At 64.7% G+C, this 17,177-nt stretch carries 15 protein-coding genes; 5 read left to right on the top strand and 10 right to left on the bottom strand.

The window, feature by feature from the left end; all coding sequences use genetic code 11:
- On the top strand, nucleotides 1-393 hold a 393-nt coding region (locus GORHZ_RS09960), incomplete at its 5' end, for a hypothetical protein (RefSeq protein WP_306302416.1).
- 553 nt (nucleotides 394-946) lie between these two features.
- Here GORHZ_RS09960 and GORHZ_RS09955 read toward each other — a convergent pair.
- Complete coding sequence (locus GORHZ_RS09955; RefSeq protein WP_040531144.1) at nucleotides 947-1,921, bottom strand: alpha/beta hydrolase; 975 nt, start codon at nucleotides 1,919-1,921, stop codon at nucleotides 947-949.
- Between the two features lie 109 nt (nucleotides 1,922-2,030).
- Here GORHZ_RS09955 and GORHZ_RS09950 point away from each other — a divergent pair, with 109 nt between their 5' ends.
- Nucleotides 2,031-3,089, top strand: a complete 1,059-nt coding sequence (locus tag GORHZ_RS09950; protein WP_245551390.1) for an AraC family transcriptional regulator — start codon at nucleotides 2,031-2,033, stop codon at nucleotides 3,087-3,089.
- Nucleotides 3,090-3,222: 133 nt separating this feature from the next.
- Here the strand turns inward: GORHZ_RS09950 and GORHZ_RS09945 are convergent, their stop codons facing one another.
- Nucleotides 3,223-3,990 (bottom strand): LysR family transcriptional regulator substrate-binding protein, encoded by a 768-nt coding sequence (locus GORHZ_RS09945; RefSeq protein WP_174347173.1) that lies wholly within the window; start codon nucleotides 3,988-3,990, stop codon nucleotides 3,223-3,225.
- Between the two features lie 39 nt (nucleotides 3,991-4,029).
- Here GORHZ_RS09945 and GORHZ_RS09940 point away from each other — a divergent pair, with 39 nt between their 5' ends.
- The gene (locus tag GORHZ_RS09940) at nucleotides 4,030-4,419 is read left to right on the top strand and encodes a DUF5997 family protein (protein ID WP_006332578.1); all 390 of its coding nucleotides are present in this window, start codon (nucleotides 4,030-4,032) and stop codon (nucleotides 4,417-4,419) included.
- A gap of 164 nt (nucleotides 4,420-4,583) precedes the next feature.
- Here GORHZ_RS09940 and GORHZ_RS09935 read toward each other — a convergent pair whose 3' ends face one another.
- Genes GORHZ_RS09935 through GORHZ_RS09925 form a run of 3 tightly spaced genes read right to left on the bottom strand, consistent with a single transcriptional unit; the run spans nucleotide 4,584 to nucleotide 7,509 of the window.
- Nucleotides 4,584-5,690, bottom strand: a complete 1,107-nt coding sequence (locus GORHZ_RS09935) for a DUF8320 family protein (protein ID WP_006332577.1) — start codon at nucleotides 5,688-5,690, stop codon at nucleotides 4,584-4,586.
- Nucleotides 5,687-6,886 (bottom strand): sensor histidine kinase, encoded by a 1,200-nt coding sequence (locus GORHZ_RS09930; RefSeq protein WP_006332576.1) that lies wholly within the window; start codon nucleotides 6,884-6,886, stop codon nucleotides 5,687-5,689. The genes GORHZ_RS09935 and GORHZ_RS09930 overlap by 4 nt, the downstream gene beginning before the upstream one ends.
- Entirely contained in the window at nucleotides 6,850-7,509 is a 660-nt protein-coding gene (locus tag GORHZ_RS09925; RefSeq protein WP_006332575.1) for a response regulator transcription factor, read from the bottom strand. The genes GORHZ_RS09930 and GORHZ_RS09925 overlap by 37 nt, the downstream gene beginning before the upstream one ends.
- A gap of 282 nt (nucleotides 7,510-7,791) precedes the next feature.
- On the opposite strand from GORHZ_RS09925, the gene GORHZ_RS29965 reads away from it, so the two are divergent.
- The gene (locus tag GORHZ_RS29965; RefSeq protein ID WP_245551389.1) at nucleotides 7,792-8,634 is read left to right on the top strand and encodes a glycoside hydrolase family 26 protein; all 843 of its coding nucleotides are present in this window, start codon (nucleotides 7,792-7,794) and stop codon (nucleotides 8,632-8,634) included.
- 901 nt (nucleotides 8,635-9,535) lie between these two features.
- On the opposite strand, the gene GORHZ_RS09915 is transcribed toward GORHZ_RS29965, so the two are convergent.
- The 4 genes from GORHZ_RS09915 to GORHZ_RS09895 form a co-directional block, all read right to left on the bottom strand.
- The gene (locus tag GORHZ_RS09915; RefSeq protein ID WP_157205131.1) at nucleotides 9,536-10,306 is read right to left on the bottom strand and encodes a hypothetical protein; all 771 of its coding nucleotides are present in this window, start codon (nucleotides 10,304-10,306) and stop codon (nucleotides 9,536-9,538) included.
- Between the two features lie 497 nt (nucleotides 10,307-10,803).
- Entirely contained in the window at nucleotides 10,804-11,961 is a 1,158-nt protein-coding gene (locus tag GORHZ_RS09905; RefSeq protein ID WP_006332571.1) for a hypothetical protein, read from the bottom strand.
- Nucleotides 11,962-12,017: 56 nt separating this feature from the next.
- Nucleotides 12,018-14,426 carry a VWA domain-containing protein gene (locus GORHZ_RS09900; protein ID WP_157205130.1) on the bottom strand — a complete coding sequence of 803 codons (2,409 nt, stop codon included), beginning with the start codon at nucleotides 14,424-14,426 and terminating at the stop codon, nucleotides 12,018-12,020.
- A gap of 56 nt (nucleotides 14,427-14,482) precedes the next feature.
- The gene (locus tag GORHZ_RS09895; RefSeq protein WP_157205129.1) at nucleotides 14,483-15,277 is read right to left on the bottom strand and encodes a PASTA domain-containing protein; all 795 of its coding nucleotides are present in this window, start codon (nucleotides 15,275-15,277) and stop codon (nucleotides 14,483-14,485) included.
- A gap of 1,145 nt (nucleotides 15,278-16,422) precedes the next feature.
- Between GORHZ_RS09895 and GORHZ_RS09890 the strand changes: the two genes are divergently transcribed.
- Nucleotides 16,423-16,605 carry a hypothetical protein gene (locus GORHZ_RS09890; RefSeq protein WP_006332566.1) on the top strand — a complete coding sequence of 61 codons (183 nt, stop codon included), beginning with the start codon at nucleotides 16,423-16,425 and terminating at the stop codon, nucleotides 16,603-16,605.
- A 332-nt stretch (nucleotides 16,606-16,937) separates the two neighbouring features.
- On the opposite strand, the gene GORHZ_RS29960 is transcribed toward GORHZ_RS09890, so the two are convergent.
- Nucleotides 16,938-17,159 carry a M23 family metallopeptidase gene (locus GORHZ_RS29960; protein ID WP_280985985.1) on the bottom strand — a complete coding sequence of 74 codons (222 nt, stop codon included), beginning with the start codon at nucleotides 17,157-17,159 and terminating at the stop codon, nucleotides 16,938-16,940.
- Nucleotides 17,160-17,177: the final 18 nt, after the last annotated feature.

Below are 17,177 nucleotides of genomic sequence, written 5' to 3'. Positions count from 1 at the left end.
TGCTGCTGGTGGGACGGACCAACCCGGCGCATGGCCATTCGATCAGGAATACTGGCTGGAATGCGCGCACCCGATCTCTTCCACTCTTTGGTACTGCTCAACCTGTTGTTCGCATGCGGGTTGTGGACACTGCTACGGCCGAGTCTTCGGGCGGCGACGGTGCTGACTGTTGTCTCGACCGCATGGGTGGTCTGGAATAAGCCCCTCGAGGGTGAGATCCTCGCCACGATCGTCGAACGCCATGGCGTGACCGAGTCCGATCTTCTCGCTGTTGCGGGGTATGTGATCGCCGCCTGGGCAATGACCCGAATGGCTCGCCAACCCCGTCAAACCCAACCGATGCAGCCGCGCTCCGCCGACGCGGGAACGTGGCGGGTTGGTCCGCACAGCTAGCGTTCGGGAGCGCTTCGATACTCAGACCAGCGCGGACGCCAGGATCGGCATTCTTCCCGGATACTGGAGGGGTGCGCGTGTCCGACCCCTTCGATTGCCCTGATCGTGCTGAATCTGCTGTTCGCCAGCGGCTCTGGGCACTATTGCGCCCGAGCGTCGGCGACCGAGGCCGTGCTCGGAGTGCTATCGGTGGCGTGGGTCGTCTGGAACGGTCCGCTGGAAGGCGCAACCCTCTTCACGATCTCGTCTCGGCATGGAGTCACCGAATCGGACCTGCTCGCCCGTGCCGGAGCGAATCCAGAAGGTCATGGACGCGCCTCCCGGTGCGCTGGTCCGCTCTCGCAGACCGCCCAAACCGCGGGCAAAGCATCGCCGGTCATCGTCACGCCGGGCTCACGGCGATCCCCCCGCCGCGGGATGATCAGGAACACAAGCGACCTGCAGCCCCGAGGTGTCAACGCTGGGAGCCTCATTCATGGCCCAGATCGTATGAATCCGGCTCCGATCCCCGGAGCCGGATTCACACGATCCGAGCGCTGACAAGGCCTCTCTGTCAGACCTTCGTGACGGCGACCTCGCGCACGAACGCGTCGACGGCGTCCTGCATCTGTGTCAGGCCCGGTTCCTCGAGCGGGAAGTGTCCGGCGTTCTCGAGCATGACCGTGCGCACCGGCACCTTGGTGATCGGGTCGAGCACGGGCGCGCTGAACTCGACTGGGCTCCAATGATCCTCGGCCGGCTGGGTCAACAGCACCGGGCAGACGTCGAAGTCCCGGGGCTCCACGTCGGGCACGTAGGTGCGGAACTCGTCGAAGAACTTCAGCGCCGCCGAGTTTCCCGCCGATGTCTTATCGGCGAAGAAGACCTTCAAGGCGCCCTTGTCATTACACAGCGCGCTCATCTTCGCGGCCAGCTTCATCGGATAGGGCATCGTCCGCAGCGGCGTCTTGGCCAGCAGCTCGATCGCCTTGGTGCCGACGGTCGCCACGAACTGGTCGTGGACGAGCCCACGCCACACGTCCTTGTCGCGCGGGTCGAGGAAGGTCATGCCGACGATGCCGCTGACCGTTCCACGGGGCGCGTGTGCGGCCACGTGGTAGGTCAGCATGCCGCCCGCCGACAGCCCGTAGAGCACGATCGGACGGTCATCCTTGCTGCGTTCGAAGGCGAGGTAGTCGGTGACCATCTGCACCCAGTCGGTGTAGCCGGGCGTCGAACCCTTCGCGACCCGGGTCATGCCGTAGCCGAGGTTGTCGATGGAGGTGACCTCCCACCCCCGCTCGGCCAACGTCTTGCCGAGGATGAGGTTCATCTGGCGGCCGTTGGTGCCGACGCCGTGGTGCAAGATCACCTTCGCGGGCGCGTCGGGATTGGGATACCGGTCCAGGTGGATCTCGTGACCCTGCCACGACCAGAACTCCTCGGTGGGCAGATCGTCGTCGTCGATCATCCGCAACCGCTCGGGCAGGAACTCCTGCAGGTCCCGCCAGGCAGACTGCTCCCGGTACGTCGTCGCGTTTCGCTTCATCTGTGCGCTCATTCCGTTCATGCCCACTCGGTGCCGGGCCATTCCAGAATCCCCATGAACACGGACTCCAGGAAGGTGACTTCTGGCCGACGAGTTACTAGATTCGGCAATGTCACATCCGACTGACCCGGAGAGACCGAACACAGCCATGGTGCACTGGGATCTGCCCCGCGCCCCCACCAGCGCCTTGATGATGACGCAGGTCGGCGCCGAGCACGGCGTACCGGTGGAGGTGTGCCTGCGCGGCACCCGGCTGCGACCCGACGACCTCGACGACCCGCAACGCGAGATCAGCGCACAGCAGGAGCTGGCCGTGGTCGTCAACCTGCTGGGCGCCCTGGGCAATCCGCCGGGGCTGGGCCTGGACGCGGGTGTCCACTACCACCTCACCACCTACGGCATCTGGGGGTTCGCGCTGATCAGCAGCCCCACCCTGCGCAGCGCGCTGGATCTGGGGCTGCGTTTCGTGGATCTGACCTTCTCGCTGGGCCGGATTCGGGGGCGGGAAGAGGCCGACGAGATGCAGCTCGTCCTCGACGCTCCCGACGTGCCGCTCACCGTGCGCCGCTTCCTCATCGAGCGCGATGCCGCCGCCATCCAGACGTTGCAGAGCGAGTTGTTCGCAACGCCGATCCCGGTGCACCGCATCAGTTTCGCGTTCCCTCCCCCGGCCGGCGGAAACGGCCGGGCCGCCGAGATCTTCGGCGTCGTGCCGACCTTCGACGCGGCGGAGAACATCATCGCCTTCGATCCCGAACTCCTCGACGCGCCATTGCCGCAGGCCAGCGAGCACACTGCCACTGTCGCCGCCGACCAATGCCGGGATTTGCTCGCCCGCCGGCAGGCCCGCACCGGACTGGCCGGGCAGGTCCGCGACACACTGGTCGCCAGGCTGGCCGACCCACCCGGCGCCGATCAGGTGGCCGCACGCCTGAACATCAGTGGCCGGACACTACGTCACCGACTCGCCGCCGAAGGAACATCGTTTCGCGCCCTACTCGACGAGGCACGCGAGCACATGGCCGAGGAACTGCTCGTCAACGCCGGCCTGACGGTCGCCGAAACCGCGCAACGACTCGGCTATGTCGAGGTCTCCAGCTTCTCGCAGGCATTCCGGCGGTGGAAGGGTGTCGGGCCGCGGGCGTATCGGGCCGGGCACGGTGGGTGAGGTGCTATCCGGACCGAGCCGGCCGTGAGTACCGGGATGGCCTGGATCGGAACCTCAGCCGGAGATCAAGGCCCAGTGGATTCCGGATTTCTTCGGCATCGTCGACGGCGAACCGCGGGTAGGGAAGAGCCGGTTACCGACGCTTGGGACGTCCGGGATCTCGTCGAGCACTCTTGCCGGGGATCTTCCCGACCGCTTCGCGTGCCGCCCGCTTGGCCGCCGCTTTCTCCCGGGCCGACCGTTTGGGCGTCTCGTCGGTACGGCCGCGCGACGACGTCGCCTTACGGCCGCGCACGATCCCGACGAACTCGTCGGCGAGTCCGGTGGTCGGTTGGGGCCACAGGAGCCCCACGGTCGAGGTCGGGGCGTCGGTCACCGGACGATGCACGAGATCCTTGCGGTGGTGCAGACGCGCCAGCGACTGCGGAACCAACAGCACACCAATCCCGGCGGCGACGAGTTCGATGGCGTCGCCGGTTGTCTCAGGTCGATGGGACACTGCCGAACCCGGACGCTGCGCCACCGTCAATGGCTCGTCCAACGGCCACAGAAGCTGTTCGTCGGCGAGATCAGCCAGCGTCATCTCATCGCCTGCGGTCAGGACGTGGTCCTTCGGCACCACCACGACGGTGGTCTCCTCGTACAGTTCGATGGTGTGATGCGCTCCCGCGTCGCCGTGACGGAGCGCATCGGGCAGGCGAGTGATCGCCATCTGGACCTGCCCCTGTCCGACGGCCTCGGCACAGTCCGCGACGTCGAGTGCGACGAGTTCCAGCGGCACGTCGGGACGCCGTTGCGCCCAGATCCGGACCCACTTGCCCGGCGTGACCCCCGGGACGAATGCCAGCCGGAACACTGCGACGTCATCGCTGGTGGTCGCGGCGGGTGTGGTCACGACCAGAGGCTACCGCGATATCCTCGGCGAATGAGCTCACAGTCGATGAAGCCGGCCACCGCCGCCAAGAAGTTGGACGTGTACCTGCCGGCGACCCCGGCAGAGTTCCGCGAGCGCCCCATCACCCGAGCCGAACTCGCCGACCTCCAGGCCGACCCGCCGGAATGGCTCCGTACGCTGCGCGCCGATGGCCCGCATCCGAAGAATCTGGTCGCCGCCAAACTCGGGATCTCCAACTCCGGCCTTGTCCGCGGTGGTATCACCGAAGCGCTTACGACGGCGCAGATCGATGAACTGCTCTCCGAGATGCCGGACTGGCTGGCGGCCGAGCGCGCCACCCAGATCGAGGTGCGGCGCGAAGAACGCCGCGTCAAGTCCCTGCAAGCGGACAAGCGTCGGGCGCGCGAAGAAGGAGACGCCGAGTCCGACGCCTGACATGTCGGCGACCGGCGCAATCGTCTATTGCCCGGCGCTCTCACCCTGAATCCCCGCAGCCGATGACGGCATCGCAGGCGTTCATCGGCGTTGCCCGATTCTCTGTGCGACGGGTTGAGATGAACGAGGAACGAAACCGATGCACAGTGCCCTCGCCCTTCGACTCAATTCTGTTGCGGCAACCACTCGCGCTCGCCGCTGTCGCGCTCACCACCGAGAGCGGACTCGTCCCTGCGTAGCGTCCCGTCGGGGAGGAACTCGACGCGCAGCACAGTGCGGGGGCCGTCGACGACGACGGTGCCGCACAGCGCGCGGCCCGGCGGCAGGATGCGGATCACCACAGAGCCCTCGGTGGTGGTGTCCAACACCTCCGCGATGTGGGTCAGCACGGAGGAACGAACCGGTTCGTCGGCGTCGTCGAGGGCATGGCTGTCGACCATGATCACCTCGACTCCGCGGCTCCGCGCGTGTGCGGCCGCCGCAGCGACTTCCGGCGTGCCGGCGAGGATGGGCGCTCGCAACGAATCACGTATCTGCGCTTCCAGATTGCGGCAACGTTCTCGTTCAGCTGGGGTTAGCGGCGCATCCTCGGCGATCCGCGTCAACAGCGGAGCCACGTCGGCGTTTAATTCGCGCAGACGACGGTCACGTTCGGCAACCGCGGCCACGGCCGCGGCGCGTGCGGCATTCTGTTCCACAGCACGTCGTCGGAGTTCGTAAATATTCTGTGCGGCAGGCCGAATGGTCGCAGCGAACAACGTCGACATCAGCAACGGTCCGAGATTCACCACACTCATCGCAAAGCCCTCCACCGCACCTCGATCGGTGGTGAGGGTCCACAGCATCGTCGCGGCGACCAGACCGATCATGGTCAGCCAGGCCGCCCCGACCCGCCCACGCACACACATCCAGGTGCACAGCATGGTGACTCCACCGAACATCCAGACCTGATCCGGCGAGCTCTGCGGGACGGGCAGCGCGTGGAAGCAGGCGTAGGCGGCCGGCGTCGTCGTGACGACCACCGCAGCGGCCCACAGTGCCGGTAGCGGATCCTGGCGGACCGCGAGGATGGCCACCGCTCCCAGAGCGAGTAGCGCAAGCAGTAGCGCGCCCGGCCACATCGCGGACAGATCGCCCGCGGAGGTCACGAACAACGCCGCGTCGGCCGCGAGGAACAACGCCGCGATCGCCCAGGCGACGCGGGTATTCATGCCCAACAACGAACGAATATCTCCGGTCTCCCGGTTCAACCGGAAGTCGAACACGCTCACCGCGGGTTCTCCCACCACAGGTCCACGCGGGTTCCAGCGCCCGGGCCCGACACCACATCGGCCGTCCCGCCGGGTAGCGACCGGACTCGAGCGAGGATGCTCACCGCAAGACCGAGGCGATGCGGAGGAATGCTCGCCGCATCGAAGCCGCAGCCGTCATCGACCACGGTGACGCCAATGCCCTCGGCAGCGATGTGCAGTGCCACCGCACGGTCGGCGTCATCGCCCGCGTGGATGATGCTGTTGCGCAATGCCTCACCGGTAGCGGACTCGAGAACGTCGACGACGTCGACCGGCACACGCAGCGAGGCGGCGTCGTCGTCGATGGTGGTGACGACCTGTTGGCTCACGTCGACCGCCAGGACCGCGGCGCGCAACCGGGTGCGGACGGCATCGGCGGACAGCATGGTGACTTCCGCGGGTGGCGAGTCCAGTTTCTCCAGGGTGACCCTCGCCTGCCGGCGAACCATGTCGGTGTTCCCCTGCCTGGCGGCCGCCAGGAGGGTCGATATGACCCAGTCGTGGAGCAGGCCGTCGACGTGACTGCGCTGGCTGCGTCGGGCATCGGCTTCGGCCGCAGCAGCGGCACCTGCGTAGGCTGCGGCGCGCGTGTCGTCGAGAAGTCTGCCGGTCCGCATCGCCATCAGCGCCGCACCCGTGTACGGGAGGATGAAGGCGACTGCGAACATGATTTCGGCGGTGAGGTTTCCGGCGTAGTCGTCGGGTCGGCACAGAGCGTTGGCCAGCTGCGCCGTCACTATCGCCGCCGCCATCAACGTCAGGGTCGCGCGGCGCGGCAGAGTGATGGCGGCGGCCAGTGCGGCCAGGCCGGGGATGACGGAGAACCAGAGTTGGTCGTGAATGGTTCCGCCATTCCATGCCGGCAACCAGCCGAGGGCGACGACGACAAACGCGACCGCACAGGTGCGCGAGGCATAACGCGCGAGAGTGCGTCTGCGGGCGAGTGCGGCGATCAGGAGAACCGCCGGAGGGATGAAGACAGTCAAGGGTGCGACGAGGTTCCACCACGCTGCCGTGGCAGAGGACTGTGCGACGATCTGTGGTCCCAGGATCGCCAGATAGGCAAAGTAGCCGGCGCCGACGAAGATCGAGAACAGGCGCTCGATCCGTACTGCCGCGCTCTGCTCGTCTGTCGGGGTCAGCGGCGTCGTCGCCGGCGGGGAAAGGGTAGCCATCCGTCCTCCAATGCGCGCTGGTACAGGTCGGTCTTCGTGGGGGCGGGACGTCCGGAGGCGGCGTACTTCTGCCGGATGCGAGTCAGGTAGTCGTTGACGGTGTCGGGCGAGAGCCCCGACAGCGTCGCCACGCGCTGCGCCGATTCCCCCGAGGCATACAGACTGAGAACCTCACGCTGCCGGGGGCTCAGCGCAACCTCGGCGAAATCGGCGTCGCCGTCAATCGCCATCGCCCAGTCCATGCTGGCGACCACACCGCCATCAGCTGCCCGGCGAATGGCGGCGATCACCACAGAGTCGTGTTCTGATTTACGCACCACTCCCAGCACCCCGGCCTTGGCGGCTGTTCTGACGAGATACGGTTCCTCACCGGAGGTGAACACCAGCACGTTGTCGATGCCCGCAGCGGCGAGATCGGCGACATTCGCGGCCGGCGATGAACCATCGGGCAGTCGCAGGTCGAGGATGGCGAGGTCGAGATCCGTGGACGTGGCCAGCAACTCGGCCACGCTGGGTGCGGCAGCGGTGATCGCCAGCTCCGGATACGGGTCGAGCAAGGCGCGGATACCGGCGACGGTTACTGCGTGGTCTTCCACGACACCGATCCGACGTGAGTTGTGCACTGGTCTCCTTGAACGCGAGCGAAAGAGCGCGTTGTCAGGGTATGTGAGGAGTCGGCCGGTCACCGGGTTGGCGATACCGTCGCTACGAAACGTTCGGGTCGTCAGGGAATGATCATCGTCATTTACAGCACTCGGAGACCAGCGCGGAACCGCTGGGCGCGACGCGACGTCCTACGCATAATGTCCGCTGCCCCGTTGCTCGCTGTCCCTGCATGCACGTCCGCTGGGCCGACGCCCACCGCTTCCGCCGAGCGTGCGTGGGGAGCGTTCATCCCCAGTGTTGTGCCCGCCCCCGGTTCGACGAGCTCCCCCATCGAGCAACTCGCCACGCTGGCCGGCGCGCCACCGCGGTATCTGCACCGCTTCGCCGCCATCGGCGACTCGGTCCCCATCGCCGACCTCGACACGATCGCCGACTATGGCGCCACTCCTTTGTTGACCCTCGAACCGTGGACCGCCGGCCTCGGCGTCGACCAACCCCGTTACGCCCTGGCTCGCATCGCGGCCGGCGACTTCGACGCCGACCTCACCCGCTGGGGCACCGAGCTGATGTCGTGGCACAAGCCAGTGCTGCTGCGCTGGGCGCAGGAAATGAACGGCACCTGGTATCCGTGGTCGATCGGCGTCAACGGCAACACCGCCGCCGACTACCGCGCTGCCTGGACCCGAATGCGCTCGGTCATCCTCTCGGCCGGCGCCACCAACCTCGAGTTCGTCTGGGCCCCCAACGTTCTCACGCTCGGCACCTCCGGTTTCAACGCCGCCTACCCCGGGCCCGACCAGGTCGACCACCTCGGCCTCGACGGCTACAACTGGGGCGACGTCCCCGGACACCGCTGGCAGTCGGCGTCGGAGTTGTTCGTTGGCAGCATTTCGGGCGGAGGTTTGGGGGTCGGGCGGCAACGACTCATCGTCACCGGACTATCTGAGGATCTGTGTCGTCATGATCGACGAGTGGACACGGATCGCCGAGTCAGGTCGGCAACGGTGAAGGAAATTCCTCGGCATCGTCTGCGAGTTGATGTCCGATCTCGGCGGCGATCTCCGACAGTGAGTCGATCTCATCCCCTTCCGTGTAGAGCACCAACCCCGATGCCCCGTGTGTCAGCGTGCACATCTGGATGATGGTCGCCGGAAAGTTGATGGTGCGGATGACCACTGTCGGTTGGACCTCGCCGAGCCAGACGAGTTGGAGATGCGCAGGAAACCCGACATCAACCTCGACCACATCGCGCGGCTGAAACGTGTGTGGCCCCGGCTGTTCCATTGCTTCGCGCGGAAACGCCTGTACGGCGTGGACGTCGCGGCCGACGACGATGATCACGGGGTCGCTCATCGCGTAGCCATGCATGTGGTAGATCGTCGGCAAGATCGCGAGGTTCGAGCCCGCCCGGAGTAGCACGTCGAGGTGCACTGTGGGCGGCTCGAGTCCTGATCCGGCCACGATCTGGCTGGCCAGGAGTCGCTGCCCGGACGCCGACCATCGTCGCACCGTCCGACTCGACGGCGCCTCACCTGTCCGCGGTGCGCTGTCATGATGCTCCATGCCGAACTGATTGAGTCGGTCCTCGGTGTTGCCCACGTATCCGGGTGCGCCGAGGTGGGCGAAGGCAGCAGCGATATCACGATTGGTGTTGCGGCGCCGAATGCCTTCCAGCACGAGGAACGCTTGTTCGGGATCGCCATGTGCCAGCAAGGACGTGATCGTCGGAGCGTTCACCAGAGCCGCCGGTGAAATCCCGTCGACACGGTCGATGAACCCATCCAGCTCCTCCATGATCTGGTCGATGACGCTCATGCGCGGCCGCTCCGAGATGTCAATTTCGTGTCACGACAGGCCACGCCGCCGCTGGCACGCTTCTTCGTAACGGACGTTCGCACAATAGGAGGCGAGATGGGACGCAAGAGCACCAAAGGGTCTGACAGTGCGGGTTCGCGAGCCGGATTCTGGGATGTGGCGCTGGCCGCCGTAACGTCGGGTTGGCCCGCAACTCTGCGGCTGTGTCTGATCGTCATCGCGCTGCTTTCAATTCTGGTCGTCATCGCCACCTGCGACGCCCCGGTTGCGAGACTTGTCGCTCACGCCCTCGGTTTCTGAGGAGCTTCCGCTGGGGAACCAGCGAATCATCATCTTGTTTCCCAAGCACTCCACAACAGGCGTGCTCTCGACCCATGATCCGGACAGTTGCGCACTGAATTTCGGCCAGACCTCCCCGCTCCATCGGACGACGAGGGAGGTCTCGCCGCTGAGCAGTACGGCGGCCGGCCGTGCAAATCTGGTGGTGCATCGGCCATCGTGTTGCTCGGTCACCCACTGCGGATGCAACTCTTCTGCGGGGGCATCAGACAACACCTCGAAACGGGGCGGATCCATTCTCACCGACTCGGGATGGCCGCAGCGCGCATAGAGCTCACAGCACGTCGGGCCATTCGCGTTCAGGACCACGTCGCACGTGGGGACCGCATCCAAAATCCAGTTCGACGTGATCAAACGCGACAGCTCGATCAGACCGCGGTCGCTGTAGCGACGAGCCTGCCGTTCGTCCATATAGAACTCTGCGGCGAAATCCTCGAGTCGACCAAGATGCGTGTCCGACGTGCTGGCGAACCCGAGCGAGTAGCAGGCGGCCTCGATCTCTCTGCTCCATTCGGCATCCAGTGCCAGGTGCTGGAGTCGACTCCACGCGACGAGCGGGTCCCCGTTCCCCACCAATTGGGTGATCGTCGGTGACGACGCGAGCCCGGCGACCGAAGCTCCATCCGTGCGCTTGCGCAGCGCACGCAACTCGTCGAGCACGCGTTCCGAACTCGTCGACGGGGAATCACCCTCACGCATTCGACCATTATGTCGTCAATGTCAGCCGGTTCCATCGGCGTCAGGACCTGCGTGCCGAGGAGGCGTCCCTCCTGTCTCCGACGTTCTGCGTGAAGGCGGACACTGTGCTCACAGCGTTCGCAGGACGCGGCGGTTCATGACCTTCGACATCGCCGTCGTCGGCATCGACGGGCGAGATGTGCAGCATCCAGTTCGATGCGATCCAACGAGCTCGCTCGATCAGACCTCGGTCGCTGTCGCGTCGAGCCTGTTCGTTGATCAACAGAGAACTGCACCGCGAAATCCCCGAGTCGCCAAGATGCGTGACCGACGCGCCGGCGAACCCGAGTTCGTAGCACGTCGTCGCCCGGCTTTGATATCGCCACCGCGTGGAAACGGTCTGATCGCGCGAATCTACGATGGCCCAGGCCTTGCGCGCCGACCATATCCACCACCGAAGGCATTGCCCGATTTGCGAGTCAAGCGCCCGAAGCGTTTCGTTCCCAGTCGGCCGACAGTTCGGCTGCGTAATTCTCCTGACGCATCCGCAGATCGGTGTAGATGAGGACCTGCATGCACCGGAAGACCGCGATCAGCGCACCCAGGATCACTGCCCACAAGATGATGCTGAAACCCAATGCACTCACCAAGAGCGCAAGCGGGAACACCACGACAAACCACAGTGCGTGAATACCCAGCAGGCGCGGCCATGCCGACTTGGTCAGCTCGACCGACCGCCGGAACGACGCGGCGACGCCGAGGCCTTCTTTCATGAGGACGATGGGCGCCAGGCTCAGCAGGATACCCACCACGAATATCGCGACTGTCATCAACAAGGCGAAAACCATGACCACACCGGCGTTCCGCGCCGCAACGCCCACCGCGACCAACAGGACGTCAGGGGTGAACAAGATCAGGTACAAGGCGGCGGTTAGGCGGAAAACCGCGAACATCCGTTGGCGCGCCTCGGCGAACACCTCACCGAGGCGGACGGGTACTCCCCGAACGGCTCGGTCTGTGGCGAGCACACTCAACGCGATCAGCAACGCGTCGGCAGGGAAAGCCACCGCGATCGCGAGCACATACATGACCGCGAGCATCGCGAACAGCCCACCGATCGTTGCCACCGTGGACGATGTGGACACAAACCCGTTTCCGACCATCGAGGTCGACGCGGCGAACATCACCTGCATCATGACCATCAGAACCACGTAGAGGACGAGAACGAATCCGACCAGGATCACGATGGGGATGCCCAGAAGTGACGGCCAGCTACGCAGCACCACTTTCACAGAGCCGGTGATGATCTCGGGAAAGGTCATGCCGCGGAACGGGATCACCTGCTCGTCGGTCGTCGCAGAGGCGGACGAGGGCTGGGACCCGTGAGCAGGCTGCGGACTAGCCGCCTGTACACGGGTGAGACGGTAGCGGCCCAGCAGTTGCTCGACGTCACTGGGCCACTTCGCTTTCTGCGAATAGGCGAACCACGCGCCCACCGCGATCCCGAGGGCCGCGAGTAGCCACAGCAAGGTCGCGTCGGAAACCACGGCGCCGATGACGGCGAGTACGACACCGGCGACCAACGCGGTCACCGGCTGTATATCGATCACTGGAGCCGTGCCTGCTGCATCGGTCATTGAGAACCTCCTGATGGTAGTGAGCGGGACGCGTGTCGTTCAATGCCTGCGGGTGGTCATTGCAGCCGTCGTAGTCGCCAGAGCGCGATACCGGCGACCAGGGCGAAGACCATCGTCAGGACGGCCATTCCCCAGAACCACGATGGAAGTGGTTGTTTCACGACGATTTCCACCGACTTGACCTGTTGCGCACCGTCAGCGCCCGTCGTGGCGACGCTAAGGTGATGCCTGCCCGGCGGGATGTCCCGCGGAATGACGACCGACAACTCAGCTCTACCGGATGGCAGGTGGGTGGTCCCGAGAACGCGCGGTTCAGAGTTCAGCCAGAGTCTGGTGATGCACCCGAGCCCCCCGAACGGTGTCGCGCACGCGACATCGGTGACCACCTTGGTTGCTTCGCCCGCCTCGAGGACCGTCACCGAGCCATCACTCTTGGTCATGTCGATCGTGGCCGACGGGTCACCGCCCTGTGCGGATAGATTGAACTCGGCGGGCAACGCCCGGTATGGGATTCGCGGCGGCGCGGTCACGGACCACGCCAGGATGGCGGCCGCCTCGGCGCCGTGCCCGGCGACGTTGGGATGTAGCAGTTCCGCGGCGTAACGGGTCTTCAATGCGATGTCTCCGTCGTCGGACTTCAGCGTCCCCGCATTGAGAGCATCGGTACTTTTCGCGGCCAGACCGGTCCAAAAGCTCGCCGGGTTGATGTAGGGCTCTGGGTGACAGGCTGTGTGGTCGGGACGGACGGACCCTTTCACCGTGTCGACGAAGTAGACGTCGGCGCCCGCGTCACGCGCTTTGACCACTTGCTTCTCGACTGCTGCGTTCAGGCTGTCCTCGACATCGTTGATGTATTCGATCTCCTGACGCGAAAGACTCGGGCAATGCGCCTGGTCGGATTTCGGCAGCACCAACGGGTACGGCAGGACGATCACCGGCGCTACCCGACCACCACGACGCTCACGCTTGTCATCGGTGTTGATCACGCGGTAGATCTCCTTGTAGTACCGCGACAGACCGTCGAGCGACCGCAGACCGAGGTTCACACTTCCCCGCAGATGCATGTCATCTGTGCAGTTCATTTCGGTCAAGCACTTGGTGGCGATGTCCGAAAAGCCGATATCGTTGCCGCCCAATGTCATGAACACCGCCGACGGGGCGGCCACATCATTCAGGATTTGCAGTTGCCCGGTGGACACCGCGAACCCGTTCTCGTCGCCCATCTGGGGAGATATCAGGTCGGACATGACCGCGCCGCTGCACGCAATGTTTCGCACCTTCGGATTTCGGGCCTTCGCCAAAAGCTGTGCGGCATATTGCGTTCTGCTCTGATGACATTGGTCGGCATGCTTTGTGTCGCCGGGCAAATAATTGCCGGTGCCCTCTCCCGACGAGTACGAGTCACCCATGATCACCGCGGGTGTCGTGGAGTCGAAGATCTCCTTCAACATCGGTCCAGCGTGCGACGGATCGATGTGATCGGTCACGGTGATGGTGCCGCGCTTGATTAGGGGAACGGTGGTGTCACCCCAGACACTGATCGACCAGTTCAGCTTCCCGGTCTTACCAGGGGGCCCGGTCGACACTGTCCAGGACCGCTCCTGCTCTGCACCCGATGACTGGGAAGCCAAGGTTCCCAGCGCATATCTTGGCGGAATCACAGCTGGCTGCAGTCCCTTGCCGTCATCGCCCTTGCCGAACTGCAGACCCACCCAGACGCTACGTACTGTGGTGGCTGAGGTGTTCGAGACTCTCGCGGTGATACGGGTCTGTCCGCCGGACGGCGCGAAGCCGGCGGCCTTGACCTCGACGTTCAGCGCGGGAATCGACAACAAGGACAGACGTTGTGCCAGCGACGCGCTGTCCTTGGCATCGTAATAGGCGCCCTGCGTTGCATCGGCGATGCACTTGAGTTCGTCTGCACCTTGGGCGGAGATCTGAAACCCCACCGTGTCGACGGTTACGTCAAAACCCTCGGCGGCAAGGCTTTTCGCCGCGTCGCAGGGGTCGGTACCACAGTTGCTCTCACCGTCGGACACCAGCACGATCGATGCCGAGTTCCGCCCACGACCTCGAAGGTCGTCGGCGACGGCCGTGAGCGCATCTCCGGTTGGCGTATCCCCGTCGGCCTGGAGTTCGCGGATGGTTGCCGCGAGCTTGGCGGGATCGTCTACCGACTTCAATTCACCGCCCGGCACATACCCACCCGCCGAGCATGAGCCCGCTTTGCCGGGGTATGTCCAAAGTCCGATCTCCGCGCCAGGCGGCTGCTTGGCCACGAGGTCGATCATCGAGCGCTTGGCACCGTCGAGCTTGACTGTTCCGGTGCCGTCGTCTTGGCCCATCGACGAAGAAAGGTCGAAGACGATCAGAACCGGTTTGACCCCGTTGTACGCCGATGCGGGTGTGTTCGGATTGGCATAACTCGGACCTGACGACGGTCCGACGAGGACGAGGGCACCCACCACGAGAACGACAGCGAGCAGACACGTGTGTCGAGACAGGCTTCGGCCCAGCCGCCTCACTCTGTCAGCCGATCGATGGCGTCGGCATTTCCGATCAGCCGGGCGTCTCCGAGGACCACCGACACCGAGTCGTCGCCCGGGCTCAATCGGGTGACCACCAGCGTGACGCGAAGGGCGCCTGTGACGATGGCGTTCAGTTCGCTCGTCGAACCGTACCGAGCAACGACATGTCCGACGGGCCGGCCGTCTGCGAGTACATCGACGCGCACCGCGGTTCCCGGAGTGTCTTCGTCGGAGATACCGACCGACGCGGTGAGCTGGTCGGCCACCCTGTTGGTCAACCACTCGTACTGCGCGTTGCCATCAGAGCTCGACGAGCAGGCCGTCGAATTGTCGAAGTCCTTGCCGTTCAACGAATATTTGCCCGAGGAGCAGCTACTCGAAATCGCCGAGAGCTTGGCAAGGTAAACCGACGACCCGGGTTGCGCCACGGTGAGGCGCACCGAGGACGGCAGCGACGCACCCGGACGCGGGTCGGACGAGATGACAGTTCCCGGCCGCGAACCGGGCCTGTACTGCGACACCACCTCGACCTGCGCTCCGAGTTTCTGCAGATCCACCGCCAGTTGCTGGCCGTTGCGACCGGCGAAGTTCGGCATGGTCGCCTCGCTGGACAACACCAGCGAGGCTTTGGCGGGATTCTCGGTCCCCGACGCCGGAGTCTGGTCGATGACAGTGCCCACCGGACCGGCAGCGGGTTCGGTCGAGGTCTCGATGGCCGATGGTGTCAGCCCGGCGTCAATCAGAAGCTGCCGGGCAGCCGACTCACTCATCCCCCTGGTGTCGGGCATCTGAAACTCCGCGGCGCCGCCCTCTGGTGGCACCGTCACGGTAACCACTGCCGCTTGTGGACTGGACTGACGGCTCGACCATTCGTTTTGCGCGTAATAGCCCCCGACGGCACCGCCGACCACAAGCGCTGCAACTCCAGAAATCGCTGCGATCGCGCGATACCGCCGGCCACGAGGATTCGGTTGGGTTGCAGGTGAGATTTCCTGTTGATCGGTGGCCGCTTCCGCAGGCGGGTCACTCGACACCGACACCGACACCCTCCTCGGATCGCCTTCAATTATTCGATTCGCGCAGTCTATTCCATCAATCGCACGTTGCCGCTACACCAAACGGGTGAATGTCCGCGGTTATCACAATGTTTTCATTCGAATGTTTCAGAAGGTGAAGGCACAGAGGACGAAGACGTCGCGTTGGCCGCCAATCAACCGAATGGCTCGGTGAGCGGACTTGGTGTGACACCGGAAATAGCTCTACAACAGCTTCTTTGAGAGACACAGCGCGGAGCCCCTCCGCGTCTCCAATCTCACCCATCATTCTCGCACCAATCTGTTCGGAACTGACGACCGCTCGGGTGCGCGTGTCCGGTGGCTGTGCGAAGGTGCCACTGGCGGCGAACACAGAGACAGGACAGAAGGCCACGCGCAATCAGGCCCACATCGAGTAAGCGATCCCCCGGCCGATGACGTCGATCTGCCCGTGTTCGAGGAAAGCCTCGGAACGCGTGCGAGGGAGCGACCTATCAGCCGTGTTTGCCACGAAATCATGTATGACTTCAGGATCTGTCGGCCCCACTCGTACCTTTTGAACGTGAGTTTCGATTCGGGAAAGAGGAGACGCGATGCTGGACGCCGACATCCCAAAGCCGGAAGCGATGGTGCTCTACGATGAGCTGCACCCGCCCGCTCGACAGGGCGCCGCGGTTCTCGCCGTCCGGGTTGGGGGTTCCGGTGGGTGCGGAGAAGGCCGACCTCGGGGTGGTTTCCGACGCCGACCACCACCCGTCAACTCCAACCCTCACACGAACCCCTGATCGGCACCCTCAACGACGAACCCCCACGCGGTCGTCGTCACACGCAGAGACGGTCAACACCTGGCAACGATCCCAGGCGCGGCTCAGCTGACCCAGACCGAGCTGGCGCAACGGATGGGCATCAAACAAGCCGCGGTCTCCGGACTCGAGGCACGCGATGACCTGTTGCTGTCCACGCTGGCAAACTATCTGGCCGCCGCCGGCGCCACCGACGTGACGATCACCGCCCGCCTCGGCGAGCGCACCATCGAAGTCGCCTTGCCTACACCAACCTCAGACGGGCCCGCACCCGGGTGATCACTTCGGCGTGGACCACCGTTCAGCCTGCGGGAGTCGTCGGCGTCGGAGCTTGAGCACCGCGCCCCGCTGGCCACGTCACGGTTTCGCTCGCGGGAGACATGGGCCCGACTGCGCCCCCGGATCGAACCCCATTAGCATTGGCGCGTCTCGGTCAGACCTGTTGGACATAGTCACCGCCGCTCGAAAGCCGCCATCAAGGACCGACTGGCCGACCAAGAGCAGAGCTTCAGGGCCCTTCCTGATTCAGAGCGTGGCAGAATCACGCATCCTCAATCAGGAAGGGCCCTTTGGCGATCCGTCGATTTCTCGGACAAAACGCTCAGGAGGAATCAGGGCAGATAGGGCCTCGGATTTATCCGACCGTAGTATGGGGGCTTGATGCTGGGATTGGCGGGCAATACCTCAAAGTGCAGGTGCGGGCCAGTCACCTGTCCGGTGTTACCGCTGTACCCGATCAGTTGCCCCTTCTTGACGGTGTTGCCGGAGTCTATGACTGTCCGACTGAGGTGTGCGTATCCGGTGTAGAGATTCTTTCCTGGGTGCCACAACAGGACGCAAATGCCGGCTGG

The organism is Gordonia rhizosphera NBRC 16068 (genome assembly GCF_000298195.1).
Lineage (GTDB): Bacteria > Actinomycetota > Actinomycetes > Mycobacteriales > Mycobacteriaceae > Gordonia > Gordonia rhizosphera.
Note: the sequence above shows the minus strand (reverse complement) of the source record. Positions and strands in the feature narration are given on the sequence as shown.